Origin of the sequence: Pseudomonas chlororaphis subsp. aurantiaca (assembly GCF_013466605.1) — a bacterium.
Taxonomy (GTDB): Bacteria; Pseudomonadota; Gammaproteobacteria; order Pseudomonadales; family Pseudomonadaceae; genus Aquipseudomonas; species Aquipseudomonas chlororaphis_I.
Genome location: NZ_CP059162.1, coordinates 1,599,589 through 1,623,663, shown reverse-complemented (window position 1 = coordinate 1,623,663; position 24,075 = coordinate 1,599,589). Strand labels below are relative to the sequence as shown.

General features: G+C 63.3%; 18 protein-coding genes. 8 read left to right on the top strand and 10 right to left on the bottom strand.

The genetic code is table 11. The features are described 5' to 3' along the window. The first annotated feature begins 1 nt into the window (after nt 1). The 6 genes from H0I86_RS07415 (at nt 2) to mtr (ending at nt 7,210) form a co-directional block, all read left to right on the top strand. Nucleotides 2-949 (top strand): flavin reductase family protein, encoded by a 948-nt coding sequence (locus H0I86_RS07415; RefSeq protein ID WP_180924547.1) that lies wholly within the window; start codon nt 2-4, stop codon nt 947-949. Between the two features lie 13 nt (nt 950-962). Then, nucleotides 963-2,264 carry a Rieske 2Fe-2S domain-containing protein gene (locus H0I86_RS07410; protein ID WP_180924546.1) on the top strand — a complete coding sequence of 434 codons (1,302 nt, stop codon included), beginning with the start codon at nt 963-965 and terminating at the stop codon, nt 2,262-2,264. After that, nucleotides 2,257-2,727, top strand: coding sequence for an aromatic-ring-hydroxylating dioxygenase subunit beta (locus H0I86_RS07405; RefSeq protein WP_180924545.1), 471 nt, complete (start codon nt 2,257-2,259; stop codon nt 2,725-2,727). The genes H0I86_RS07410 and H0I86_RS07405 overlap by 8 nt, the downstream gene beginning before the upstream one ends. Before the next feature lie 18 nt (nt 2,728-2,745). Next, nucleotides 2,746-4,455 (top strand): NAD(P)/FAD-dependent oxidoreductase, encoded by a 1,710-nt coding sequence (locus tag H0I86_RS07400; RefSeq protein WP_180924544.1) that lies wholly within the window; start codon nt 2,746-2,748, stop codon nt 4,453-4,455. Between the two features lie 36 nt (nt 4,456-4,491). Next, nucleotides 4,492-5,835, top strand: a complete 1,344-nt coding sequence (locus tag H0I86_RS07395; RefSeq protein ID WP_180924543.1) for an amidase family protein — start codon at nt 4,492-4,494, stop codon at nt 5,833-5,835. A gap of 97 nt (nt 5,836-5,932) precedes the next feature. Then, nucleotides 5,933-7,210, top strand: coding sequence for a tryptophan permease (gene mtr, locus H0I86_RS07390; protein ID WP_180924542.1), 1,278 nt, complete (start codon nt 5,933-5,935; stop codon nt 7,208-7,210). A gap of 97 nt (nt 7,211-7,307) precedes the next feature. On the opposite strand, the gene H0I86_RS07385 is transcribed toward mtr, so the two are convergent. The 6 genes from H0I86_RS07385 to aceK all read right to left on the bottom strand — a co-directional run bounded on the left by H0I86_RS07385 (nt 7,308) and on the right by aceK (nt 17,305). Further along, entirely contained in the window at nt 7,308-8,651 is a 1,344-nt protein-coding gene (locus H0I86_RS07385; protein ID WP_124310563.1) for an OprO/OprP family phosphate-selective porin, read from the bottom strand. A 427-nt stretch (nt 8,652-9,078) separates the two neighbouring features. Beyond that, complete coding sequence (locus H0I86_RS07380; protein ID WP_180924541.1) at nt 9,079-9,312, bottom strand: anti-sigma factor family protein; 234 nt, start codon at nt 9,310-9,312, stop codon at nt 9,079-9,081. Next, nucleotides 9,306-9,920, bottom strand: coding sequence for an RNA polymerase sigma factor (locus tag H0I86_RS07375; protein ID WP_180924540.1), 615 nt, complete (start codon nt 9,918-9,920; stop codon nt 9,306-9,308). The genes H0I86_RS07380 and H0I86_RS07375 overlap by 7 nt, the downstream gene beginning before the upstream one ends. Before the next feature lie 68 nt (nt 9,921-9,988). After that, complete coding sequence (locus H0I86_RS07370; protein ID WP_180924539.1) at nt 9,989-11,110, bottom strand: beta-ketoacyl-ACP synthase III; 1,122 nt, start codon at nt 11,108-11,110, stop codon at nt 9,989-9,991. A 340-nt stretch (nt 11,111-11,450) separates the two neighbouring features. Next, nucleotides 11,451-15,362 (bottom strand): ATP-dependent RNA helicase HrpA, encoded by a 3,912-nt coding sequence (gene hrpA, locus H0I86_RS07365; RefSeq protein ID WP_180924538.1) that lies wholly within the window; start codon nt 15,360-15,362, stop codon nt 11,451-11,453. Nucleotides 15,363-15,583: 221 nt separating this feature from the next. Beyond that, a complete protein-coding gene (gene aceK / locus H0I86_RS07360) occupies nt 15,584-17,305 on the bottom strand; it encodes a bifunctional isocitrate dehydrogenase kinase/phosphatase (protein WP_180924537.1) in 1,722 nt (573 codons plus the stop codon). Between the two features lie 197 nt (nt 17,306-17,502). Here aceK and H0I86_RS07355 point away from each other — a divergent pair, with 197 nt between their 5' ends. Next, entirely contained in the window at nt 17,503-18,417 is a 915-nt protein-coding gene (locus H0I86_RS07355; RefSeq protein WP_124314792.1) for a DMT family transporter, read from the top strand. A gap of 429 nt (nt 18,418-18,846) precedes the next feature. Next, nucleotides 18,847-19,779, top strand: a complete 933-nt coding sequence (locus H0I86_RS07350; RefSeq protein WP_258019414.1) for an autotransporter domain-containing protein — start codon at nt 18,847-18,849, stop codon at nt 19,777-19,779. Nucleotides 19,780-19,948: 169 nt separating this feature from the next. On the opposite strand, the gene H0I86_RS07345 is transcribed toward H0I86_RS07350, so the two are convergent. From H0I86_RS07345 to cysK, 4 genes are all read right to left on the bottom strand, one after another. Then, on the bottom strand, nt 19,949-20,335 hold the full coding sequence (locus H0I86_RS07345; protein ID WP_124314791.1) for a type 1 fimbrial protein: 387 nt from the start codon (nt 20,333-20,335) through the stop codon (nt 19,949-19,951). A gap of 233 nt (nt 20,336-20,568) precedes the next feature. Continuing rightward, a complete protein-coding gene (locus H0I86_RS07340; RefSeq protein ID WP_025805077.1) occupies nt 20,569-21,432 on the bottom strand; it encodes a DMT family transporter in 864 nt (287 codons plus the stop codon). Between the two features lie 343 nt (nt 21,433-21,775). Next, nucleotides 21,776-22,714: an aspartyl/asparaginyl beta-hydroxylase domain-containing protein gene (locus H0I86_RS07335; protein ID WP_180924536.1), complete on the bottom strand. Its 939-nt coding sequence runs from the start codon at nt 22,712-22,714 to the stop codon at nt 21,776-21,778. A gap of 260 nt (nt 22,715-22,974) precedes the next feature. Next, a complete protein-coding gene (gene cysK / locus H0I86_RS07330; protein ID WP_180924535.1) occupies nt 22,975-23,949 on the bottom strand; it encodes a cysteine synthase A in 975 nt (324 codons plus the stop codon). Nucleotides 23,950-24,075: the final 126 nt, after the last annotated feature.

Sequence of the window (24,075 nt, the reverse complement as noted above, 5' to 3'; positions counted from 1 at the left end):
CATGAATTACCAGATCACCCAGTGCCTGATGCTCTCGCCAAGCATCAAGGAAATCACTCTGGCGCCTCTTGTGCCGGCCCCCTGCGAAGCCACCGCCGGGGCCCACTTCAAATGGTGGATTCCCACGCTCGAGCAATGGCGTCACTACTCCCGGGTCGAGCTGGCCGAACATGAGCTGCCCCAGGGCAGCCTGGTGTTCGCCATCCGCCTGAACCCCGACTCGCCCAGCAGTACTTACATCCGCCAGTTGAAGGTCGGCGATCAGGTGCGGCTCGACGGTCCATTCAACGCCTTCGACTACCAACTGGACGACAGTGAGGGCGCCGACATCGCCCTCGCCGGCGGCATCGGCATCACCCCGTTGACCGGCATTCTCGGGCATCTGCGAGCCCGACAGCGCCCGGCGCGACTGCACTATTTCGCCAAGAGCGCGGACGATGCGGCCTACGCCGCGCAGATGCGCGAGCTGTTGCAGGACAGCCTGAGCCTGCACTGCTCCGACTCGGCCGAGGGGCGCCCGTCGGTGGCCGCGGTGCTGGGCCAGCTGCAACCCCGGGACCGCCTGTATGTGTGCGGCCCGCAAGCCATGCTCAACGACGTGTTCAGCCATGCCCAGAGCCTGGGTTTTCCTCGCGAACGCATCCATTTCGAAATCTTCAACACCACCCTGGCGGAAGACGAACCCGGCTTCGCCGTGCATGCCGCGGATTCCGGTATCGACCTGCAGGTGCAGCCCGGCCAGTCCCTGCTCGACGCCCTCGAAGAGGCCGGCCTGGAGCCGCTCTACGACTGCCGTCGCGGCGAATGCGGAGTGTGCGAACTGGACGTGCTGGAAGGTGAAGTCGATCACCGCGATTTCATCATGAGCCCGCAGCAGGCCGCCTGCAGCAACAAGATCTACCCCTGCGTATCCCGGGCCAAAGGCCCAAGCCTGAAACTGGTCATCTAAAGAGAGAACCTCGTTGGACAACTACTTCAACGGCAAGGAAGTGCATCGCACGCTGTTCCTTGATCCGTCGCTCTTCGAGCGAGAACAACAACAGGTATTCGCCGCCAGCTGGTGCTACCTGGGCCATGAAAGCCTGGTCCCGGAAACCGGCGACTTCTTCACCGGCGACATCGCCGGCCAACCGCTGGCCATGGTCCGGCAGAAAAACGGCGAGATCGTCGTGCTGCACAACCGCTGCCCGCACAAGGGCGTGAAAGTGCTGGCCGAGCCGCAAGGCAATGTCGGGCGCTTTATCCGCTGCCCCTATCACGCCTGGACCTTCAAGACCGACGGCCAGCTGCTGAGCATCCCGGTGAAAAAGGAATACGACGACTGCGACCTCAGCAGCTGCGCCGCCCACAAGGGCATGCAGCCGGTGGCCGCGGTGGAGAACTACCGGGGCTTCGTGTTCGTGCGCCTGAAGGAACAGGGCGTCGGCTTCAGCGAGTTCTTCGGCGACTCGCTGTCGACCCTGGACAACATGGTCATGCGCTCGCCCCAGGGGCAGTTGCGCGCCATCGGCCAGCCCTTGCTGCACCGCCATCGCTGCAACTGGAAGATGGTGGTCGACAACCAGACCGACACCTGCCACCCGATGGTCGCCCATGAATCCTCGGCCGGCGAAGCCATTCGCCTGTGGAAGGAAACCGGGCACGACGGCCAGCCGCCGATGGCCGTGGAACTGTTCTCGCCGTTCATGGCGTCCTACGAGTTCTTCAGCGCCATGGGCATCCGCACCTGGCCCAACGGCCACGGCCACACCGGCGTCAGCAACTCGATCCACAAGGCCTACTCCAGTATTCCCGGTTACTGGGAGCTGATGGTCGAGAGCTACGGCGAAACCCAGGCCGCGGCGATCCTCGACGATACCCGGCACAACACCGTGTATTTCCCCAACCTGATGGTCAAGGGACCGATCCAGACTCTGCGGGTGATCCGCCCGATCTCGGCCTGCGAAACCGTGGTCGAGTCGTGGATCTTCGAACTGGTGGGCGCGCCGGTGCAGCTGCTGGAAAGAACCGTGCAGTACAACAACCTGATCAACTCGCCATGCTCGATGGTCGCCCACGACGACGTGGAGATGTACGAACGGGCCATGGACGGGCTGCGCAGCCAGGCCAACGACTGGGTGAATGTCGCCCGCCTGTTCGAACCGGGCGAATCCCATGAGCAGACCCAGGTGGTGTCCGGCACCAGCGAACGGGCCATGCGCAACTTCTACAACACCTGGCAGCAGCTGATGCAGGCCCCAGACGGATCGACCGCCCATGGATAACTCGCCCCTCGAACAGCTGATCTACCAAGAGATCGCGCTTCTCGACCAACAGGATTTCGACGCCTGGCAACAACTGCTGTGCGACGACTTCCACTACTGGATTCCGCTGCGCCACGATCAACCCTGCCCGTTGCGCGAATCCTCCCTGCTGTATGAGGACCGCTTCCTCACCACCCTGCGCATCAACCGCCTGGCCAGCGCCCGCAATTTCTCGCAGCAGCCCAAGAGCCGCAGCCTGCACATTGCCCAGCGACCGGCGATCAGCCTCGACCCGGACGGCCTCAGCGCCCGTTGCCTGACCCCCATGCTGTATTGCGAGGCCCGTGGCGACAACGAATGGCATTACCCGGTGACCGTGGAGCACCAACTGCTGTGCCTCGCCGGCCAGTGGAAAATCCAGCGCAAGAAAGTCCTCCTGCTCAATCCGTCCCGCGCGTTTGAAAGCCTGCAGCTCATCATCTGATTTCCGAGACCCTTACCTGTGAACTCCTCCCACTCCGGTTTCGAAGAAACCCAAGGCACCCGCTCGTTCCCCAACATCGACCTGTTGTACGACTATGGGCAATTCCTGCGCCGTGCCACCCAGGCCATCGGTCACCTGCCACCGGTGATCGCCGACAAGCACATCGGCATCGTCGGCGCCGGCCTCAGCGGCCTGATCGCGGCCTATGAACTGCTGCGCGCCGGCGCCACCCGCATCACCCTGTTCGAAGCTTCGAAAGACCACCTTGGCGGGCGTTTCCTGACCCAGTGCTTCGACGAAACACAACCGCAGTTCATCGCCGAGATGGGCGCCATGCGTTTCCCGCCGAGCGAAGTCGGCCTGTTCCATTACCTGGACCGCTTCGGCATCGGCACCACCGAGGCCTTCCCCGACCCTGGCGTGGTCGACACCGAAATCCACTACCGCGGCGAAACCCACCACTGGCCGGCCGGGGAGAATCCGCCGCCGATCTTCAACACCGTGCACCGCGGCTGGAACGCCTTTCTCAAGGAGGGTGTGCGCCTGGACGACGGCACCTTCCTGGCGCCGCCGCTGCTGCTCACCGAGCTGCTGGAAAAACAGCAGTACGCCGAGGTGCAGCCGGAGTGGCAACGCTACCTGGACTGCTTTGGCGATCACTCTTTCTACTCGGCCATGGTGCAGATCTTCACCTCGAAAAAACCGCCGGGCGGCAAACGCTGGCGCAAGCCGGAAGACTTCCACCTGTTCGGTTCCCTGGGCATCGGTTCGGGTGGTTTCCAGTCGGTGTACCGGGCCTCGTTCACCGAGATCCTGCGCCTGGTGATCAACGCCTTCGAGGTCAACCAACGGCTGGTGCCCAACGGCATTTCCACGCTCTGGGAGCGGATCGCCGACGAGGAATTCCATGGCATCGCCCTGCGCGACCGGATCTGTCGCACCCGCATCGAATCCATCAGCAAGGGCGCCGACGGGCAGATCCTGCTGCAGGGCTGCAACGGTGAAACCTATGGCTGCGACCGGGTGATCACCACCGCCACCACCCGCGCCCTGCAAGTCAACATGCGCCTGACCCAGGCCGAGCAGTTCGTCAATCGCGATGTCGCCCGGGCGATCAACGAAACCCACATGGTCGGCTCGTCCAAGCTGTTCATCCTGACCCGCGACAAGTTCTGGCTCAAACATGGCCTGGCGCAGAACATCCAGACCGACACCCTGGTCAAGGGCGTCTACTGCCTGGACTACGCCCCGCAGGATCCCGACTCCTGGGGTGTGGTGCTGATCAGTTACACCTGGGAAGACGACTCGCACAAAATGGTTTCGATGACCGACAAGGTCCAGCGCTGCAAGCGCCTGGTGGACGAACTGGCGATGAGCTCGCCGGAGTTCGCCCGCCACCTGGTGCCGCTGGACGGCGACTACCAGCGTTACGTACTGGAATATGACTGGCTCACCGACAAGCAGGCCCTGGGCGCCTTCAAGCTGAATTTCCCGGGCGACGACCTGTACTCCCAGCGCCTGTTCTACCAGTTCAAGACCGCCCTCGACCCGCAGCAGGACACCGGCCTGTACCTGGCCGGCTGCGGCAGTTCGTTTACCGGCGGCTGGGCCGAAGGCGCGGTGCAGACCGCCCTGAACAGCGCCTGCGCGGTGATCGCCAGCCTCGGTGGCGAACTGCTCGAAGGCAACCCGCTGTTCGATCTGCAATCGCACTTCCGCTATTGCTGAGCCCAGGCCCCCACCGACTTTCGTTGAGACTTTTTCATGTACAGCCAGCTTTCGATCGAAGCGCTCGTTGACGGGTTTCGCCAGGGCAAGCTCTGCCTGGACTCCTGGCACCGCGCGCTGCTCGAGCAATACGCCGACGCCGGGCACCTGAACAGCTTCATCAGCTTCGCCCCGCAGGCATTCAGCGGCGACACCGGTACGCCAGAGCAGCGCCAGGCGCCGCTCTACGGCATCCCGGTTTCGTTCAAGGACAACATCAATGCCAGCGGCCTGCCGACCACCGCCGGCACGCCCGGCCTGGCCGACTACCACCCGGCCGCGGACGCCGGTATCGTCCAGCGCTTCAAGGCGCTGGGCGCGCGGGTCGCCGGCAAGAACAACATGCATGAGCTGTCGTTCGGCGTGACCTCGGCCAACCTGAGCTACGGCGCGGTGGTCAATCCGCGCCACCTGCAACACAGCGCCGGCGGCAGCAGCGGCGGTTGTGCCGCGGCCGTGGCCGCCGGCCTGGTGCCCTGCGCGGTGGGCACCGACACCGGCGGCTCGGTGCGGATTCCCGCGGCCTTCTGCGGCGTGGTGGGTTTCCGCCCGAGCACCGGGGTCTACCCTGGCGACGGCATTGTCCCGGTGTCCCAGACCAAGGACTCGCCGGGCCTGCTGACCCGCAGCCTGGAAGACGCGCTGTTCGTGCATCGGCATCTGACCGGCGCTTCCTGCGCCGCGCCGACTGAAGCCAAGCGCCTGCGCATCGGCATTCCCCTGCAGTTCTTCTGGTCCGAGCTGGAGAGCAAGGTGCACGGCGATTGCCGCGCGGCGATCGATTGCCTGGCCGATCAGGGTGTGGAGATGGTGCCGGTGGACGACCGCCTGATCGGCGAGATCAACGAAAGCATCCAGTTCCCGCTGCCGATCTTCGAGTTCTTCATCGACTTCCCGCGCTTTCTGCTCAAGGCCGGCTGCGGCGAGCGGTTCCTCGAGATCCTGGCGCAGATCCGCGACCCACAGATCAAGAAGACCCTTATGGCGCAGTTGGAGAGCCCGGCCATTTCCTATGAGGACTACGTGCAGGCCTTGATGAGCAAGATCCGCCTGGATCGCGAATACGCCGGGCTGTTCCAGCAGCACCGGCTCGACCTGATCGCCTACCCGACCGTCAGCTGCACCGCGCCGCTGCTGAGCGACAGCGGCGCCCAGGAGCATTTCGAGCGTTTCGTGCGCAACACCGACCCGGCCAGCAACCTGGCGGCGCCGAGTGTCAGCGTGCCGGTGGCCGCCGCCGGCAGCCTGCCAGTCGGGCTGTCGTTCGACGCCTTGCCCGGGCAGGACGACCGGCTGCTGCAAATGGCGCAGCAACTGAGCCGCCTGCTGGCTCTGCGCTGAGTCGTCGCCCGGGTGCGCGGGAGCCGGCCTGCCGGTTTCCCGCTACCCGAGGCGCACCCTCGCTACCTCCAATAACAATTTCATTGCAGGCCTTGCCATGCGCGGTACGTCCATCGCTTCATCCCCTTCAACCTCCCATCGCACGGTCGCCGAACGCCAGCCCTCGGTCATCGGCGGCGCCATGATCATCGGCGGCACCATTGTCGGAGCGGGCATGTTCTCGCTGCCGGTGATGATGTCGGGGCTGTGGTTCCAAGGCTCCCTCGCGGTGCTGGTGCTGTCGTGGTTCTGCACCCTGCACTCGGGGCTGATGATTCTCGAAGCCAACCTCAACTACCGGCCGGGGGCGAGCTTCTCGACCATCACCCGCGACCTGATCGGCCGGCGCTGGAGCCTGTTCAACGGCGCCACCCTGGTGTTCGTCCTGTACATCCTGACCTACGCCTACATCTCGGCCAGCGGCTCGGTGATCCGCCACACCGCCCACACCCTGGGCCTGGAGATTTCCTCGCGCAACGGCGGCCTGCTGTTCGCCCTGGCGGTGGCCCTGGTGGTCTGGCTCAGCACCGCGGCGGTCAGCCGCATCACCACCCTGGTATTCGGTGCCAAGATCCTTGCCTTCTTCCTGACCTTCGGCGGCCTGCTCGGCCATGTGCAGCCACAAGTCCTGCTCGATCGCGGCAACCCACAACCGGACTACCTGCCCTATCTGTTCATGACCCTGCCGTTCTGCCTGACCTCCTTCGGCTTTCACGGCAACGTACCGAGCCTGATGAAGCACTACGGCAAGGACCCGCAGCGCATCCGCAACTGCCTGCTGATCGGCACCCTGATCGCCCTGGTCCTGTACACGGTGTGGATGCTCTGCACCATGGGCACCCTGCCCCGCGAACAGTTCAAGGACATCGCCCGCCAGGGCGGCACCATCGATGTGCTGATCAGCACCCTGGGCGGCATGCTCAACAGCGCCCGGGTCGACCTGCTGCTGACCCTGTTCTCCAACTTTGCCGTGGCCTGTTCGTTCCTCGGCGTCACCCTCGGCTTGTTCGACTACATCGCCGACTCCCTGGGCTTCGACGACAGCCCCCGGGGCCGCCTGAAAAGCGCGCTGATCACCTTCGCTCCGCCGATCGGCTGCGCGCTGATCTGGCCGGAAGGCTTCATCCTCGCCATCGGCTTCGCCGGCCTGGCGGCGACCGTCTGGGCGGTGATCACCCCGGCCCTGCTCGCCCATGCCTCGCGCAAACGCTTCGCCAGCCCGCTGTACCGGGTCTGGGGCGGCACGCCGATGATCGTCCTGGTGCTGCTGTTCGGCCTGGCCAACGCCCTGGCCCACCTGCTGTTCAGCTTCGACCTGCTGCCGGTCTGGCGTTAGCCGGGAGCCGGGCAAAAAAAAGCCCCGCCGAAGCGGGGCTGAAACGAAAGGAGCTTTAACGGATGAGAAAGAGCTCTTTACCGCGAGTGCATCGACATCAGAACACGTATTGCGCGCGAACGATGAAGCCGTCGCCGTCGTCGTCACCGGTACGCGCGGCTGGAGTACCACCGCTGGCGGCCGTGGCGTTGGTGACCTTGTCGGTCTTGGCCTTGACGTAGGTGGCAGAGATTTTCACCGCTTCGTTGGCGTACCAGTTCACACCCAGGTTGTGCACCTTGACTTCGGCATCGCCGACGTCGCGGGTCAGGCTCGCGGTGGTGATGTTGTCGTCTTCGACGGTCATGCTGTCGTAGCGATAGAACAGTTCCCAGGCGCCGAAGGCCTTGTTGGCCGGCTTGATGGCGTCGAACTTGCCAACCTTGTAGCCGCGGGATTCGCCGGTCAGGGTGTAGGCGCCCTGCACATAGAAACCGTGGCCCTTGATGTCTTCGTAAGCGCTGGAATCAGCCTTGGTCTTGCGGGTGATGTATTCACCCTGGATCGAGGCCGGGCCCATGGCGAACGCGGCTTCCAGACCCAGTGCGGTGTCGCGGTCGAAGGAACCGGCCGGCGAAGTCGAGCTGCCGCCCAGCACCGGACGGTTGCCGTTGGTGCCGGCATCGTTACCACCCAAAGTCTCGACGCCACGCATGCCCATGCGGGTGCGATAACGGGAGTCGAAAGCGGTGTCGGAAACATCACGCGAAGCCACGTTCACACCGAAGTGCAGGACGTTGCCGGCATCGTGCATCGGAGCGAAGACGAAGCGACCGTTGACCTGCTTGACGCTGTCGCCGTCGGTGTCGTCGGTGTCCTTGCTGAACACGCCGGCCGAGGCATAGAAGGAATCGGCGAAGGTGCTGGAAGCCTGCAGGCCCAGGCCGTTCTGGTGGGTGTTGGCCCAGTCGACCATGTCGTAGGCGATGTTACGTTCCGGCGCGGTCACCCACTTGGAGCTGGTGGCTTTTTCCAGGCCGAAGTCCGGGTCGAAGCGACCGACCTTGATCGACACTGGCTTGAAGCCGTTGTAAGCCAGCGAGGCTTCGTCGAAGTAGCCGTTATCGGAGTCACCGGTGTTGTGGGAGAAGTCGTAGTTGATGGTGTAGGCCCAGTCGGTGTACAGCACACCGGACAGTTCGAGGAACGCGCGACGGAAGTAAGCGGCGTCGGCGGTGTCACCGTTCTTGGTGTAGACACCGTCGAAGCGGCTGTAGTCGGCTTGCAGGCGACCACCGAGCTTGAAGCTGAACTCTTTGTCTGTGGTGGCGACCTCAAGGCCGCCCTTGGTCTTGACTACGATATCGGCGCCATCGGTGGTGACGGTGCCAGCGAAAGCCTGGGCGGTAACTGCCAGGGCCAGGGCGCTGGCGGCAAAACCGGCGAAGTGCTTACGGATCATCGAAGATTTCCCCTAATTGGTGGTCTGTAGCGCTGGAAAAAACACGCGAGTCAGGCCCGCTTGTGTTGGGAGGGAATCTTGGCGGCGGGTTATTTCAGGGGAGTTGCTGATAGATAAAGATTTGATGACAGCGGAACTTTTTTACTTCCAAACGAAATAAGGCAAAAAGCCTGTACTAGAGCCTTGGGCGGGGGATTCGGGAAAAAACGGGATCCAATGTAGCCGCTGCCAAAGGCTGCGTTCGGAGAACGGCCGCAGCGATTTCAAGATCGCTGAAGGCCTTCGGCCTTATCACAGCCTGCGGCAGCGGCTACAGGAATTCGTACGCCTTGCAGGCGTTGGTGTAGCCGCTGGCGAAGCCTGCGATCGAGCGCGAAGCGGTCGCGCTCTTGAGGTTTCAGCGGCTACGGGGGGATTGTCGAGGAAATCAGGCGTTGCTCTTGCGCTCGGCAGCCAGGCGTTCGGCCAGCGCATCGATATCGGCGACAGACGCTTGCGGCATCTTGCGCAAGGTGGCCTGCATCAGGCGCATCTGCCGCAGGAAACGCCGGCAATTGGGGCAGAACAACAGGTGATGGCGCTGGATCAGGCGCTGGCGAAAGCTCAGCTGACCATCGAGATAGTCGCTGGAGCGTGCCACTTGTTCCTTGCAGGTCAGCATTGGCCGGTCTCCTCGAAGTGCTCCACGGTGGCAAAAATCTTCAGCCGCGCCCGGTGCAGCAGCACCCGGACATTGGAGAGGGAAATGTCCAGAAGATTACAGATCTCCTCCAGCTCCAGGCCCTGGCGCTCGCGCAGGGTCAACACGCTGCCTTGCAGTTCCGACAGGCTCGCCAAGGTGTGCTCCAGGCATTCGCGCAACTCGGCCTCGGTGAGCAGGGCTTCCGGGGTGTCGGCGTGCCAGGCGAACGGCGCCACCAGCCAGTGACCGTCAGCCGGGGAAAAGCGTTCGTCGCCGATGCTGCCATGGGGGGACGGCAAGTCATCCAGCAGGACTTCCCGGCGGTTCTGTTTGTAGCGGCTTTTCGCCGAGTTGGCGGTGATGGTCAACAGCCAGGTCTTGAGGCTGGAACGCCCCTGGAAACCGGCCAGGTTGCGCACCACCGACAACCAGGCATCCTGCACCACTTCGTCGGCATGGCGCTGGCCGACAATGGCGTAGGCCACGGCGCGCATCGCGCTCTGGTAGGTGCCGACCAGTTCCTTGTAGGCCTTTTGCTCGCCGGCCAACAGGCGTTCAAGCAGTTGCGTGTCGTCAGCTGCGGACATTCATGCCTCGTAATCGGAATCAGGGATCGCAGCCGGCCAGCGCTCAGCGGCTGCGATCCATAAGACTGTCAACGCTTGCGCAGAAGCACACTGCCAATCGAATAACCGGCGCCGAACGAGCTGAGTACCGCCAGCGAGCCGCTGGTCAGGTCGTCCTGGTTCTTGTGGAAAGCGATCACCGAACCGGCCGAACTGGTGTTGGCGTAGGTGTCGAGAATCACCGGGGCTTCCTCTTCGGTGGCTTCGCGGCCCAGCAGCTTCTTGACGATCAGGTGGTTCATGCTGAGGTTGGCCTGGTGCAGCCAGAAGCGCTTCACGTCGCTGACGTTCAACTGGTTTTCCTGCAGGTGCTCGGCGATCAGTTCCGCCACCATCGGGCAGACGTCGCGGAACACCTTGCGGCCTTCCTGCACGAAGAGTTTGTCCGGCGCGCCGATGCCCTCTTCCGCGGCGCGGTTGAGGAAGCCGAAGTTGTTGCGGATATTGTTGGAGAACTTGGTCAGCAGCTTGGTGCTGATGATGTCGAACTGGTACGGCGAGGTGGCCAGGTCAGCCCGCTCGATAATCACCGCGGTGGCCGCGTCGCCGAAGATGAAATGGCTGTCGCGGTCACGGAAGTTCAGGTGGCCGGTGCAGACTTCCGGGTTGACCATCAGGATCGCCCGGGCCTGGCCCAGCTGCACGCTGTTGCAGGCGGCCTGGATGCCGAAGGTGGCCGAGGAGCAGGCCACGTTCATGTCATAACCGAAACCAGCGATGCCCAGGGCTTCCTGGACTTCGATGGCGATGGCCGGGTAGGCGCGTTGCAGGTTGGAGCAGGCGACTATCACCCCGTCGATGTCCGCGGCGGTCTTGCCGGCGCGTTGCAGGGCCTGTTCGGCGGCGCCGATGGCCATCTGGCAGAGCACCGACCATTCGTCGTTGGAACGCTCGGGCAGGCGCGGGGTCATGCGCTGCGGGTCGAGGATACCGTCCTTGTCCATGACAAAGCGGCTTTTGATGCCAGAGGCCTTCTCGATGAAGGCCGCGCTGGATTCGGTCAGGGCCTGAACCTCGCCGCGCTCGATCGCTTGTGCGTTGTCGGCGTTGAACTGATGCACGTAGGTGTTGAAAGACTCCACCAGCTCTTCGTTGGAGATGCTGTTGACCGGGGTGTACAGGCCAGTGCCGCTGATGACGACGTTATGCACGGTCGTTCCTCTATTCTGTTCCAGGCAGAAGGTATTGGCACCGTCGTACCAAACCGTAAATGGTCTATCCCGACTGGCGGAATAGGACCTGACATCGCTTTATTCCGCTTTGCCCGGGCGGCGAACGCTCAAAACCGCGGGGCCGGCATTTATAACGGCGAAGTTTGCCATAAACGCCGGCGTTTGGCCCCATCGGCAAGCGTAATCGCCGCCATCACAGATCGCTGTAGCCGCTGCCGCAGGCTGCGATAAGGCCGCAGGCCTTCCTGCGTTGGAACGATCGCCACGACCGTTCCGGTCGATCGCAGCCTGCGGCAGCGGCTACAGGGGGGGCAAGAAATCAGGCTTCCACCTGGCTCCACTGCTTGTTCAGGCGCTTGTCGGAAATCGGCGCCTTGGTGCCCAGTTGCTGGGCGAACAGCGACACCCGGTATTCCTCCAGCCACCAGCGGTACAGCTCCAGCTGCGGGTCGCGCTTGCCTTCCTGGGCGTGTTTGCCGGCGCGGGCCTGGTACTGGTTCCACAGGCCGGCCAGTTCGGTACTCCAGACCCGGTCCTTCTGCACCTGGCTGCCGAGTTTCTCGAAACGCAGCTCGACGGCCTTGAGGTAACGCGGCAGTTCCTTGAGCCACTGCGCCGGGGTTTCGCGGACAAAACCCGGGTACACCAGATGGCCAAGCTGCGACTTGATGTCGTTCAGCGCCACCGCCTGGGCCAGGTCGATCTTGCCCTTGAAGCGCTTTTGCAGGCCATGCCAGAGCTTGAGGATGTCCAGGGTCAGGCGCGCCAGGCGCTCGGCGTGCTCGGTCCAGCTGCCGCGCTTGCGTTCGGCCAGCGAGGCCAGGCCGGCGCCGTCCCGGGGCAGGCTGTCCTCGCCTTCCAGCACGCAGCTGTCGAGGCTGGCCAGCAGGATGTCTTCCACCAGGGCGTCGACACGCCCCAGTTCGCGATACAGCAGGCCCAGCTCGGTCAGCCCCGGCAGCTTGTTGCGCAGGAACTTGGCCGGCTCGGCCAGCTGTTGCAGCAACAGGCGCTGCAAGGCGCGGCGATGCTGGAACTCGGCCTCGGCCGGGGTGGAGAAACGCCCTTCCTTGACGGTCCCGCCTTCTTCTATCAGCGCCGGATACACCGTCATCGACAGCCCGGCGATCTTCTGCTGGGTTTTCTCCGCCACCGCGGCGAACACCTTGGCCTCTACCGGCTGCTGGCTTTTCGCGGTTTGCGGCACGGCCAGGGCGGCCTGGCTGGCTTCGGCGAAACGCGCGGTCAGCTCGGCCAGGTCGCGGCCTTCGCCGAGGAACTTGCCCTGGGCGTCGACGATTTCCAGGTTCATCCGCAGGTGGCTTTCCACCTGTTGCGCCGACTCGGCCCAGGCCTCGTCGCTGACCCGCGCACCGGTCATGCGCAGCAGCTCGCGCCCCAGCGCCTGGGGCAGCGAGCCCTGGGCGAAATCGATACGCGCCAGGGCCGCCTTGACGAAGTCCGGCACCGGCACGAAGTTCTTGCGCAGCGCCTTGGGCAGGTTGCGCACCAGGGCGATGCACTTGGCTTCCACCAACCCCGGCACCAGCCATTCAAGACGCTCGGCGGGCAAGGCCGGCAGCAGCGGCGCCGGCACCCGCAGGGTTACGCCGTCCCTTGGGTGGTTAGGCTCGAAGTGGTAACTCAGGGCCAGTTCCAGATCGCCGATCTGCAAGGTATCCGGGTACTGCATGGCGGTGACTTCGCTGGCCTCGCGGGCCAGCACGTCTTCCTCGCGCATGATCAGCAGTTGCGGGTCTTTCTGGCTGTGCACCCGGTACCAGCTGTCGAAGGTCGCGGTCTGGTGGATTTCCGCCGGCAGGCGCGCGTCGTAGAAGGCGAACAGGGTTTCCTCGTCGGCGAGGATGTCGCGGCGCCGGGCCTTGGCCTCCAGTTCGTCGAGCTGTTCCAGCAAGCGCGTGTTGGCACTCAGGCACTTGGCCTTCGACTGGATCTCGCCACGCACCAGGCCTTCGCGGATAAACAGCTCGCGCGACACCACCGGGTCCACCGGGCCGTAATGCACCGGGCGGCGGCCGACCACGATCAGGCCGAACAGGGTGATCTGCTCGTAGGCCACCACCTGCCCGCGCTTCTTCTCCCAATGGGGTTCGAAGTGGTTCTTCTTGATCAGGTGCCCGGCCAGTGGCTCGATCCAGTCCGGTTCGATCTTCGCCACCATGCGCGCATAAAGCTTGGTGGTTTCCACCAGCTCGGCGGTCATCAGCCACTGCGGACGCTTCTTGCCCAGCCCGGACGACGGGTGCACCCAGAAGCGCCGCTGACGGGCACCGAGGTAATCACCCTCCTCGGTCTTCTGGCCGATCTGGCTCAGCAGGCCGACCAGTACCGCCTTGTGCAGTTTCGGATAGTCGGCCGGCTCCTTGTTCAAGCTCAGCTGCAGGTCGCGACAGATCAGGCTCAACTGGCGGTGGGAGTCGCGCCACTCGCGCAGGCGCATGTAGTTGAGGAAATTCTTGCGGCACCAGTTACGCAGCGGGCTGGCGGTCAGCGCCTGGCGCTGCTCTTCGAAACCCCGCCACAGATTGACCAGCCCGGCGAAATCCGAGTCGGCGTCCTTCCATTGCGCGTGGGCCTGGTCGGCCGCCTGCTGGCGCTCCGGCGGCCGCTCGCGCGGGTCCTGGATCGACATGGCGCTGGCGACGATCAGCACTTCCTGCAGGCTGCCCAGCTTCGCCGCTTCCAGCAGCATGCGGCCCATGCGCGGGTCTACCGGCAACCGCGCCAACTGGCGGCCCAGCGGCGTCAGCTGGCTGTTGCGGTCCACCGCCGAGAGTTCTTGCAGCAGGTTGAAACCGTCGCTGATGGCCTTGCCGTCCGGCGGCTCGATAAAGGGAAACGCGGTGATTTCACCGAGGCGCAGATGGAGCATCTGCAGGATCACCGCCGCCAGGTTGGTGCGCAGGATCTCCGGGTCGGTGAACTGCGGACGACCGTTGAAATCCTCTTCACTGTACAGGCGCACGCAGATGCCCGGCTCGACCCGGCCGCAGCGGCCTTTACGCTGGTTGGCGCTGGCCTGGGAAATCGCCTCGATGGGCAGGCGCTGGACCTTGGCCCGGTAGCTGTAGCGGCTGATGCGCGCGGTGCCGCTGTCGATCACGTAGCGGATGCCCGGCACGGTCAGCGAGGTCTCGGCGACGTTGGTCGCCAGTACGACTCTACGGCCCGGGTGCGACTGGAAGATCCGCTGTTGCTCGGCCGGCGACAGGCGCGCATACAGCGGCAGGATTTCAGTGTGCTTGAGCTGGGCCTTGCGCAGCATTTCGGCGGCGTCGCGAATCTCCCGCTCGCCCGGCAGGAACACCAGCACGTCACCCGGGCTGCGGCGCTCGCTGCGCTCATGGGCGGCGATTTCATCGAGGGTGGCGAGGATCGCCTGGTCCACCGTCAGGTCGTCCTCGACCCGGTTGCCCTCTTCGTCCTGCTCCAGGGTCAGCGGGCGGTACCAGGTTTCCACCGGGAAGGTGCGACCGGAGACCTCGACGATCGGCGCGTCGTCGAAATGCTTGGAGAAGCGCTCCAAGTCGATGGTCGCCGAAGTGATGATGACCTTGAGGTCCGGACGCCGCGGCAGCAGGGTCTTCAGGTAGCCCAGCAGGAAGTCGATGTTCAGGCTGCGTTCGTGGGCTTCGTCGACGATGATCGTGTCGTAGCGCTCCAGGTAGCGGTCGTTCTGGGTTTCCGCCAGCAGGATGCCGTCGGTCATCAGCTTGATCAGGGTGTTCGAGTCGCTCTGGTCCTCGAAGCGCACCTGATAACCCACCAGGGCTCCTAGCGGCGTCGCCAGCTCTTCGGCGACCCGGCTGGCCACGCTGCGCGCGGCGATCCGCCGGGGCTGGGTATGACCGATCAGGCCATGCTGGCCGCGACCGATTTCCAGGCAGATCTTCGGCAACTGGGTGGTTTTACCCGAGCCGGTTTCGCCAGCGATGATCAGCACCTGGTGCTTTTGCAGCGCCGCCTTGATTTCGTCGCGCTTGGCTGCGATCGGCAGGCTGTCGTCGTAGCGAATCGACGGCACGCTGGCGCGCCGCGCCGCCACCTGGGCGCAGGACGCCTGCATGCGTTCGACCCACTGCCCAAGCTTGGCCTCGTCGGGCTTCTTGCGCAGCTCAAGCAGCTGCCGGCGCAACCGGTGGCGGTCGGCGAGCATGGCTTGGTCGAGGTTTTTCAGCAGTTGGTCGATTGCAGGCGATTCGGAAGTCATCGGGTACGCAAGGGTCGTCTATTTATGCAGGGGGCGGATTGTCGCAGATTTAACGAGCGAACGAGATCCTTGTAGCCGCTGGCGTAGCCTGCGTTCGGCTGCGAAGCTGTCGTAAAACCTGCGTCCCAAGTATTCCTGATGTACCGCGAGCAGCGGTTTTGCGCGGACTTCGTCTTCGGACGCAGGCTTGGCCAGTGGCTACAGGGGCGCGCGGTGCAGGCTTATTCGTTGTCCCGGTCCTTGCGCCGGTACGGGAACACATCGATCACCTTGCCGGCGCGAATGGCGTCCTGCAGGCCTTTCCAGTAATCGGCGTTGTACAGCTCGCCGTGCAGCTGGTCGAACAGCTTGCGCTGCCCGGCGTCGGCGAACAGGAACGGCGGGAACTCCTCGGGGAACACGTCCAGCGGGCCGATGGAATACCAGGGCTCGGAAGCCATCTCGTCCTCCGGGGTGCGCGGCGCCGGGATGTGGCGGAAGTTGGCTTCAGTGAGAAAGCAGATCTCGTCGTAGTCGTAGAACACCACCCGGCCATGGCGGGTGACGCCGAAGTTCTTCAGCAGCATGTCGCCGGGGAAGATATTCGCTGCGGCCAGCTGCTTGATCGCCAGGCCGTAGTCGTCCAGCGCCTCGCGCACCTGGGCCGGGTTGGCGTGGTCCAGGTAGAGGTTGAGCGGGGTCATGCGCCGCTCGGTCCAGCAGTGGCGGATCAGCACCGTATCGCCCTCCACCGACACCGTCGACGGCGCCACTTCCAGCAACTCCGCCAGGCACGCCGGATCGAACTTGCCCAGGGGAAAGCGGAAATCGGCGAACTCCTGGGTATCGGCCATGCGCCCGACCCGGTCGACGCTTTTCACCAGGCGGTACTTCTCGATCACCGTGGCGCGGTCGACGTTTTTCGACGGCGAGAAGCGGTCCTTGATGATCTTGAACACGGTGTTGAAGCCCGGCAGGGTGAACACGCTCATGACCATGCCGCGCACGCCCGGGGCCATGATGAACTGGTCGTCGGTGTTGGCCAGGTGGTTGATCAGCGCCCGGTAGAACTCGGACTTGCCATGCTTGTAGAAACCGATGGAGGTGTACAGCTCGGCGATGTGCTTGCCCGGCAGGATGCGCTTGAGGAAACCGATGAACTCCGCCGGCACCGGCACGTCGACCATGAAATAGGAGCGGGTGAAGGAAAAGATGATCGACACCTCGGCTTCGTCGGTGATCAACGCGTCGATCTGGATGCCCCGCCCTTCGCGATGCAGCAGTGGAATCACCAGCGGCCACTGCTCGTCGTGGGTATAGATGCGGCCCACCAGGTAGGCGCCCTTGTTGCGGTACAGCACCGAGGAAAACAGCTCCACCGCCAGTTCCGGGTCCTTGCACACCCAGTCCGGCAGGTTCTCCCGCAACTGCGACTCCAGGCGCCGCAAGTCGCCGGGCAGGTCGGCATAGGCCTCGCTGAAGCTGTAGTCGACGAAGATCTGTTCGAGCATCGTCGACAGATGACCTTGCGGCCGGTAGGTACGGGTCTGAGCAGCCCGGGCGCGGCGCAGGCTCGGCCGCGTGGTGTGGATGAACATGCAGCCGTCGCTGATCAGGTCGTGGCTGAACAGACCGCAGAAGGCCGAGTTGTACCAGGTCTCGGACAACTCATCGTCGAAGCGCAGGTCGATCAGGCTGATATAGGCGCTTTTCACCAGCGGCCACTGATTGACGTCGAGCAGGGTTTCCAGGTCGAAAGTCGTGCGCAGCCGCTCCACGGTCTCGCTGACCTTTTCCTCATACAGGTTGATCCGCGCCGCCGAGGCCTTCTGCGCCTCCTGCCACTGCGCCTGTTCGAAGCGCGCCCGGGCACCGTCGGTGATCTGGCGAAAGTGCTCGCGGTAATCGTCGAAGCCATCGAGGATCGTTCGAGCGATATCGGCGGCGGGCCATTTCTGCGGCATGGTGAGACCTCTGCGGGAATTCGAGAAGCCTGAGCTTAGCCAGTGAACCGGGTGCAGGAGAAGTGCAATTTTTCCGTGGATAGAAGGATCCCGCCAATTCGACCGCAAGATAGCGATTGCTCGCGCCCCGTCTCTCGGCAACACTCTCGCCCTGCCGAAAAAAGGGCCGTTGCAGGGGCCGTCAAAGGAGTTGCGCCGTGAGACTTGTCGATACCCTGCGTTTGTTGTCCCTGGCCGCGATCTGGGGCGCGAGTTTTCTGTTCATGCGCATCATCGCTCCAGTGATCGGCAGCATTCCCACGGCATTCTTTCGCGTCTCCATCGCCGCCACCGGCCTGCTGGTGATCCTCGCGCTGATGCGCATCAGCTGGGACTTCCAGGGCAAGTTCAAGACCGTGCTGCTGCTCGGCGTGATCAACTCCGGCATCCCCGCCACTATGTATTCGGTGGCGGCCCTGGTGCTGCCGGCCGGTTATTCGGCGATCTTCAATGCCACCACGCCCTTGATGGGCGTGCTGATCGGCGGGCTGTTCTTCCACGAGAAACTGACCTCGACAAAAATCGCCGGAGTCAGCCTGGGCCTGTTCGGCGTGGGCATCCTGACCCGCGCCGGCCCCATGACATTCGACCTGGAACTGCTGCTGGGCGCGCTGGCCTGCCTGCTCGCCACCACCTGCTACGGCTTCGCCGGCTTCCTCGCGCGGCGCTGGCTGGACCAGGCCGGCGGCCTCGACAGTCGCCTCTCGGCCCTGGGCAGCATGCTCGGCGCCAGCCTGTTCCTGCTGCCGGTCTTCGCCTACAGCGCCATCAGCCAGCCGCCCGCCAGCTGGGGCGGCTGGAACGTCTGGCTGTCGTTGCTGGGCCTGGGACTGGCCTGCACCGCCTTTGCCTACATCCTGTATTTCCGCCTGCTGAGCTCGATCGGCCCGGTCAAGTCGATGACCGTGACCTTCATGATCCCGCCGTTCGGGGTGTTGTGGGGCGCGTTGCTGCTGGACGAGCCGCTGTCCATGGCCCACGTGTATGGCGGCGTACTGATCGGCGCGGCCTTGTGGCTGGTACTCAAACCGGGAGCCCGGGTCGCTTCGCCCCAGGAACTGGCGGATCGCTGATCGCGTCGATTCCCCGGCATTGCGAGCGGCCTTGCAACATGGGTGCGCTCGCCACTTGCATGACAGTCTCGATCAGGCTTGGGTGGAACCGAACTGCCTATCGGACACCGCAACTTCCACTCTTCGGCAAAAAGAACTTAAAACAATAAAAAATCCATCGCCTTCTTCAAAAAACAAATACTACCCTCCCAATAAAAACATCCCCTCAAGCAAAAAAATCATTACCCCGCCGTCTTTATTTTTTACCCCCTTCTTTTACCCCCTCGTCCAAACCACAGTGGTAACTGGAGCAACGGCGCTCCCGCCAGCAATGAGGCGGTCAATATCGATCGACCGCTCCCCGGGCTGAGCAACCAGGTCGCGCAACTGGACAGCGCCTGAACGGTCGGCAGCCTGAACGTTGGCACCGCCAACAACGGCCTGGGCCAATTGAATGTCGGCGGCAGCGGCAAGCTGAACGTCGCTGACGGCTTCACCCTGGGCACCGTACAGGGCGCCACGGGCAAGGCCACCTTCAACAACGGCGCGACCCTGAACACCGGCGGCGACCTGATCGTCGGCAAAGGCGGCTCCACCGACCTGAACCTCAAAAGCGGCTCCCAAGCCTACTCCCAGGGCGACACCCTGACCAGCGACAAGCGCCTGATGGTCGGCGGCGCCGGCAATGGCACCCTGCTGGTCAAGAACGGCAGCCAGGTCAACAGCCAGGACAGCATCATCGCTGCCGACCTAGGCGTGGCCAAAGTCGGCGGCGGCACCGTGCTCACCGGCGAAAACACCTACAACGGCGGCATGCTGATCAGCAACGGCACCCTGCAACTGGGTGCCGGCGCGAACGGCGGCTACAGCGACCACCTGAAGTCCAAGCATGACGCCAATACCCTGCAAGCCTTCGGTGAGCTGGGCCGGCGCTTCGACCTCAGCCCTTCGGTACAGCTGGAACCCTTCGCCAACCTGGCCTATGTGCAGGTCAAGAGCGAAGGCTTCAAGGAAGATGGCGGCCCCGCGGCCCTGCGCGCCAAGCACGCGTCGGACGAGCAGACGCTCTCCACCCTGGGTCTGCGCGCCAGCGCCGACAAGCAGCTGGATAACGGTAAGTTGCTGACCGTGTTCGGCAGCGCCGGCTGGAAACACGCCCTGGCTGGCATCACGCCGTCCAACACCCACCGTTTCGACGGCAGCGATGCGTTCCGCACCGAAGGCGCGGCTTACTCGCGCAACAGCGCGGTGGTCGAAGCCGGGGGGAAACCCGGGGACTCCCGAGCTGAGCCTGGGCGCCGCCTACAGCGGGCAACTGGGCAGCGGTGCCGGCGAACACGGCCTGAGCCTGAACGCCAGCTACCGCTTCTGACCCTGTACTGATCACGCAGCGGCGGCCCCGCCGCTGCGTATTGTGGATTGACCGACAAGGCACACTTGCCGGTCTTTTTTTTTTGCCTTCGTCAAGGCATGCCTCCAGCAACAACGGGGGCATCCGTGACGGCCATTCAATACCCGGCGCTCTAGCGCTGGGCATTGGCCTATACCTGCGTCATGGCGACGTCAGGGTAATCAGGTAGGTCCCCGAGTTCACCGGTTTGCCTGCCCCATCGACCAGCGCATATTGCTGATCGTAGTAGCGCCCGTCCTTGCCGCTGTCCGTCACCAGCTTGACGTTGACCGGCGACTGGCCGACGGCCGTCACCGTGCTCGACGGACCGACACCGTGCACCCGGATGTCGTTACCCCGCGACAGTTGTGGGCACTGGCGCAGGCTCAATACAGCCCCGCCATTGGCAGTCGAGCTTGGTGTGCAAGGCTCCTCGACGATGCTGCCGTGAAAATAGATCGTTCCCTGGATGCTTTGAGGGGCTGCGGAACAGATTCCACTCAAGCCTAGAAACATGCCGACACCTGCCAAAACCAGCTTGGTACTCATTCTGACTTTCTCCATTGGGCCTGAAGAGTATGTCGTCAGTGTAGAAGGAATCTTTAATTTTTAAGGTTTGTCCTATTCCCAAAACAGTAACAAATAGGGTAAAAGCGAATACAAATTAATGGCAATGAGCCACTATTGCTATCGGCCAGTCCTGCTCAATCTGAAGGGTGCGTCCCAGACAAAAAAGGCGCAGCCCTCGATCAAATCGAAAGCTGCGCCCGGCACTTTCTGAATCAGCTGTTTTTGCGGAACACAAACACTAGCCCGACGATGATCAACAGCATGCCGAGCACGCTCAGCAGCGCCAGTCGATTACCGAAGAACAGGTAGTCCATCACGGCCGTCACTGCCGGCACCAGGTAGAACAGGCTGGTGACATTCACCAGATTGCCGCGAGCGATCAGCCGGTACAGCAGCAGGGTCGCCAGCACCGAGACCACCAGCCCCATCCACAGCGCCGGGACGATAAAGCCGACGCTGTGCTCGAAGTGAAACGGCTGGAACGGCACGAACAGCGCGCACAGCAACAGCCCGGCCAGGTATTGCACCGGCAGGGTGCCCAGCGGGTTGTCGCTGATGCGCTTCTGCATGATCGAGCCCAGGGTCATGCTCACCAGGGCCAGCAGGCCGAAGAGCATCCCGGCCAACGACATGCCGGCCAGGCCGATGCCCTGGTAGACCACCATGATCAACCCGGCCAACCCCAGCGCCAGGCCGAACATCCGACTCCAGGAACGCTGACGCTCCATGATCACCACGGTGAGGATCGGCTGTACCCCCATGATGGTGGCCATCACGCCCGGGGTGACCTTCAGGTCCAGGGCCAGCAGATAGAAGATCTGATACGCCCCCAGCAACACCAGCCCGGTGGCCACCGCGTACAGCATCGGCTTGCGCCCGCGGGGCAAACGCAGCTTGAGCAAGGGAATCAACAGCACCAGGCCGCACAGGGCGATGGCGAAACGGAACAGCAGGAAGGCAAAGGGCGAGGCGTGGGCCAGACCCCATTTGGAGAAGATCGCCCCACTGCTCCAGAGCAGGACGAACAGGCTCGTGGAAGCCGCCGCAAGCGCGGACTTTTTTGCTATGAGCAACATGAATACCACCTGTAATCAGGCAAATAGCCAACTCAGCCGAGGCTGAAATTCAGTAGTTTTTTTCTGGCGGGCGCGGGCAACAGCAGAGGTTGCTGATCAGCCCCGTACGACAACGCCCGGCGGTGATACGACGGCGCACACCGGCGTGCTACTGACAGGTGGGGGGTAATGACTGATCTGCACAGGCTGCGGGTTCCCGCACGGCACGACGCCAGCGTTGACCGCTGAATCGACTACCGCGTTGATGAGGGAATGAGGCATGTGCTGATCTTTCTGAAGAGGAAGGTGAATCTGATACACCGGGCGCCGACTATAACCAGCACCCGATATTCATTGCAACGCCTTATCCGAACAGCCAGTAGCCCAGGGCGGTCAGGACCACTACCGCCAGCACCGGACGCATGACCCGGTAGAGCTTCGGATTGCGGCGTTTCCATTGCTTGACCACACCACTGATGCGGTCGCTGAAGCGCTTGCTCCAGGCATAGGCCTGGTTGATCCCACCGACGCGCTCGTCGTCGAGGTTCTGCGGCGCGGTGGCACGCCCCAGCCAGCCGCTGATCCAGCGGTTGATACGGGTCATCAGCGGATTGCTCAGCGGACGCTCGATGTCGCAGAACAGGATGACCCGGGTCTTGTCGGTCTCGTTCTTCACCCAGTGCACGTAGGTTTCGTCGAACATCACGTCTTCGCCATCGCGCCAGGCGTAGACCTGGCCGTCGACGAAAATCCGGCAATCGTCGGAGTTCGGCGTGGACAGGCCCAGGTGATAACGCAAGGAGCCGGCGAACGGATCACGGTGCGGGTTCAGGTGGCTGCCACCGGGCAGCAGGGCGAACATCGCGCCCTTGACGTTGGGAATACGGCTGACCAGTTCAACGGTCTTCGGGCACAGCAATTCGGCCGATGGCAGCGGTTTGTCGTACCACTTGAGGTAGAAACGCTTCCAGCCCTTCTTGAAGAACGAACCGAAACCGGCGTCGTTGTTCTTCTCGGCGGCGCGGATGTAACCCTCGTCGAACAGGTGCATGGCTTCGTTGCGGATCACTTCCCAGTTGTCCTTGAGCACATCCAGTTCGGGGAACTTGCTGCGGTCCAGGTAAGGCTTGGAAGGCACGCCGGAAAACAGGTACATCAAGGCGTTATAAGGAGCGAACAGCGCCGAATGGTTGACGAACTGACGCAGCACCGGCAGTCGAGCCTTACCGCGTAAATGCACGTAGAGAGTGCTGCCGATGAATAGCAGCAATACCGCGGACTTGGCGGCAAACGAAAGGCTCATGCAATATCTCCTTGAAATAGTTACCAGCGGGGCAGCATTCATCCGGCATGGCAGCCGGCCATGATAAACACTCCTGGCCCCTGGAAAAACCCGCACAAACCGACAATCAGTGTTAACAGTCGTGCAATAAAACGCTAATTAACACACCCCGGCTGAACGCCGGCTGATGCATGTCAGGACAATTGCAATCTGCCCAGCAGCCGCAGCCGCCGTACCTTCGATCGCCGGTAAGCCGGCTCCTGCGGAGCCTGCCCTCAACCTTACTGCTGGTTTTCCTGTTCGGTGAACAGGTCGCTGAACAGCATGCTCGACAGGTAACGCTCACCCGAATCCGGCAGCACCACCACTATGGTCTTGCCCTGCATCTCGGGAGTTTCCGCCAGGCGCACCGCCACCGCCATCGCCGCGCCGCAGGAAATGCCACAGAGGATCCCCTCCTCCTGCATCAGGCGCAGGGCCATGGCCTTGGACTCCTCGTCGCTGACCAGCTCGACCCGGTCGACCATCGACAGGTCGAGGTTGCTCGGCACAAAACCGGCACCGATGCCCTGGATCTTGTGCGGGCTGGGCTTGATCTCTTCGCCGGCCAGTTTCTGGGTGATCACCGGCGACACGCTCGGCTCCACCGCCACCGACAGGATAGGTTTGCCCTGGGTCTTCTTGATGTAGCGGGAAACCCCGGTGATGGTGCCGCCGGTGCCGACGCCGGCCACCAGCACGTCCACGGCGCCATCGGTGTCATTCCAGATCTCCGGACCGGTGGTTTTCTCGTGGATCGCCGGGTTGGCCGGGTTATCGAACTGCTGTGGCATGAAATATTTTTCAGGATCGCTGGCAAGGATTTGCGCGGCCTTCTCGATCGCGCCTTTCATGCCCTTGGCCGGCTCGGTCAACACCAGCTCGGCCCCCAGGGCCTTGAGCACCTTGCGCCGCTCGATGCTCATCGAAGCCGGCATGGTCAGGACCAGCCTGTAGCCACGGGCCGCGGCGACGAATGCCAGGCCAATGCCGGTGTTACCCGAGGTCGGCTCGATGATGGTCATGCCCGGCTTGAGTTTGCCGCTGCTTTCCGCGTCCCAGATCATGTTCGCGCCGATCCGGCACTTCACCGAATAACCCGGGTTGCGCCCTTCGATCTTGGCCAGGATGGTGACGCCGCGGGGCGCGATGCGGTTGATCTGCACCAGCGGCGTATTGCCAATGGAATGGGCGTTGTCGACGAAAATGCGGCTCATGGCTGGGTCCTTGTACAGCGTGAAAGGAAGTGTCCAAGGGTATGCCTCGCACCCATGAGCGTCCAGTCGGGACGAACGACTGCAATGCCAGGGAGTCAATCGCTATAAGGCACATGGCTGGAGACT

What these genes read in the sequence shown, in the direction of transcription:
- H0I86_RS07415 (WP_180924547.1), top strand. Translation starts at nt 2, where the DNA reads ATGAATTACCAGATCACCCAGTGCCTGATGCTCTCGCCAAGCATCAAG.
- H0I86_RS07385 (WP_124310563.1), bottom strand. Translation starts at nt 8,651, where the DNA reads ATGATCCGTAAGCACTTCGCCGGTTTTGCCGCCAGCGCCCTGGCCCTG.
- mtr (WP_180924542.1), top strand. Translation starts at nt 5,933, where the DNA reads ATGCGCGGTACGTCCATCGCTTCATCCCCTTCAACCTCCCATCGCACG.
- hrpA (WP_180924538.1), bottom strand. Translation starts at nt 15,362, where the DNA reads ATGACTTCCGAATCGCCTGCAATCGACCAACTGCTGAAAAACCTCGAC.
- H0I86_RS07380 (WP_180924541.1), bottom strand. Translation starts at nt 9,312, where the DNA reads ATGCTGACCTGCAAGGAACAAGTGGCACGCTCCAGCGACTATCTCGAT.
- H0I86_RS07375 (WP_180924540.1), bottom strand. Translation starts at nt 9,920, where the DNA reads ATGTCCGCAGCTGACGACACGCAACTGCTTGAACGCCTGTTGGCCGGC.
- H0I86_RS07335 (WP_180924536.1), bottom strand. Translation starts at nt 22,714, where the DNA reads ATGAGCCTTTCGTTTGCCGCCAAGTCCGCGGTATTGCTGCTATTCATC.
- H0I86_RS07345 (WP_124314791.1), bottom strand. Translation starts at nt 20,335, where the DNA reads ATGAGTACCAAGCTGGTTTTGGCAGGTGTCGGCATGTTTCTAGGCTTG.
- cysK (WP_180924535.1), bottom strand. Translation starts at nt 23,949, where the DNA reads ATGAGCCGCATTTTCGTCGACAACGCCCATTCCATTGGCAATACGCCG.
- H0I86_RS07405 (WP_180924545.1), top strand. Translation starts at nt 2,257, where the DNA reads ATGGATAACTCGCCCCTCGAACAGCTGATCTACCAAGAGATCGCGCTT.
- aceK (WP_180924537.1), bottom strand. Translation starts at nt 17,305, where the DNA reads ATGCCGCAGAAATGGCCCGCCGCCGATATCGCTCGAACGATCCTCGAT.
- H0I86_RS07395 (WP_180924543.1), top strand. Translation starts at nt 4,492, where the DNA reads ATGTACAGCCAGCTTTCGATCGAAGCGCTCGTTGACGGGTTTCGCCAG.
- H0I86_RS07340 (WP_025805077.1), bottom strand. Translation starts at nt 21,432, where the DNA reads ATGTTGCTCATAGCAAAAAAGTCCGCGCTTGCGGCGGCTTCCACGAGC.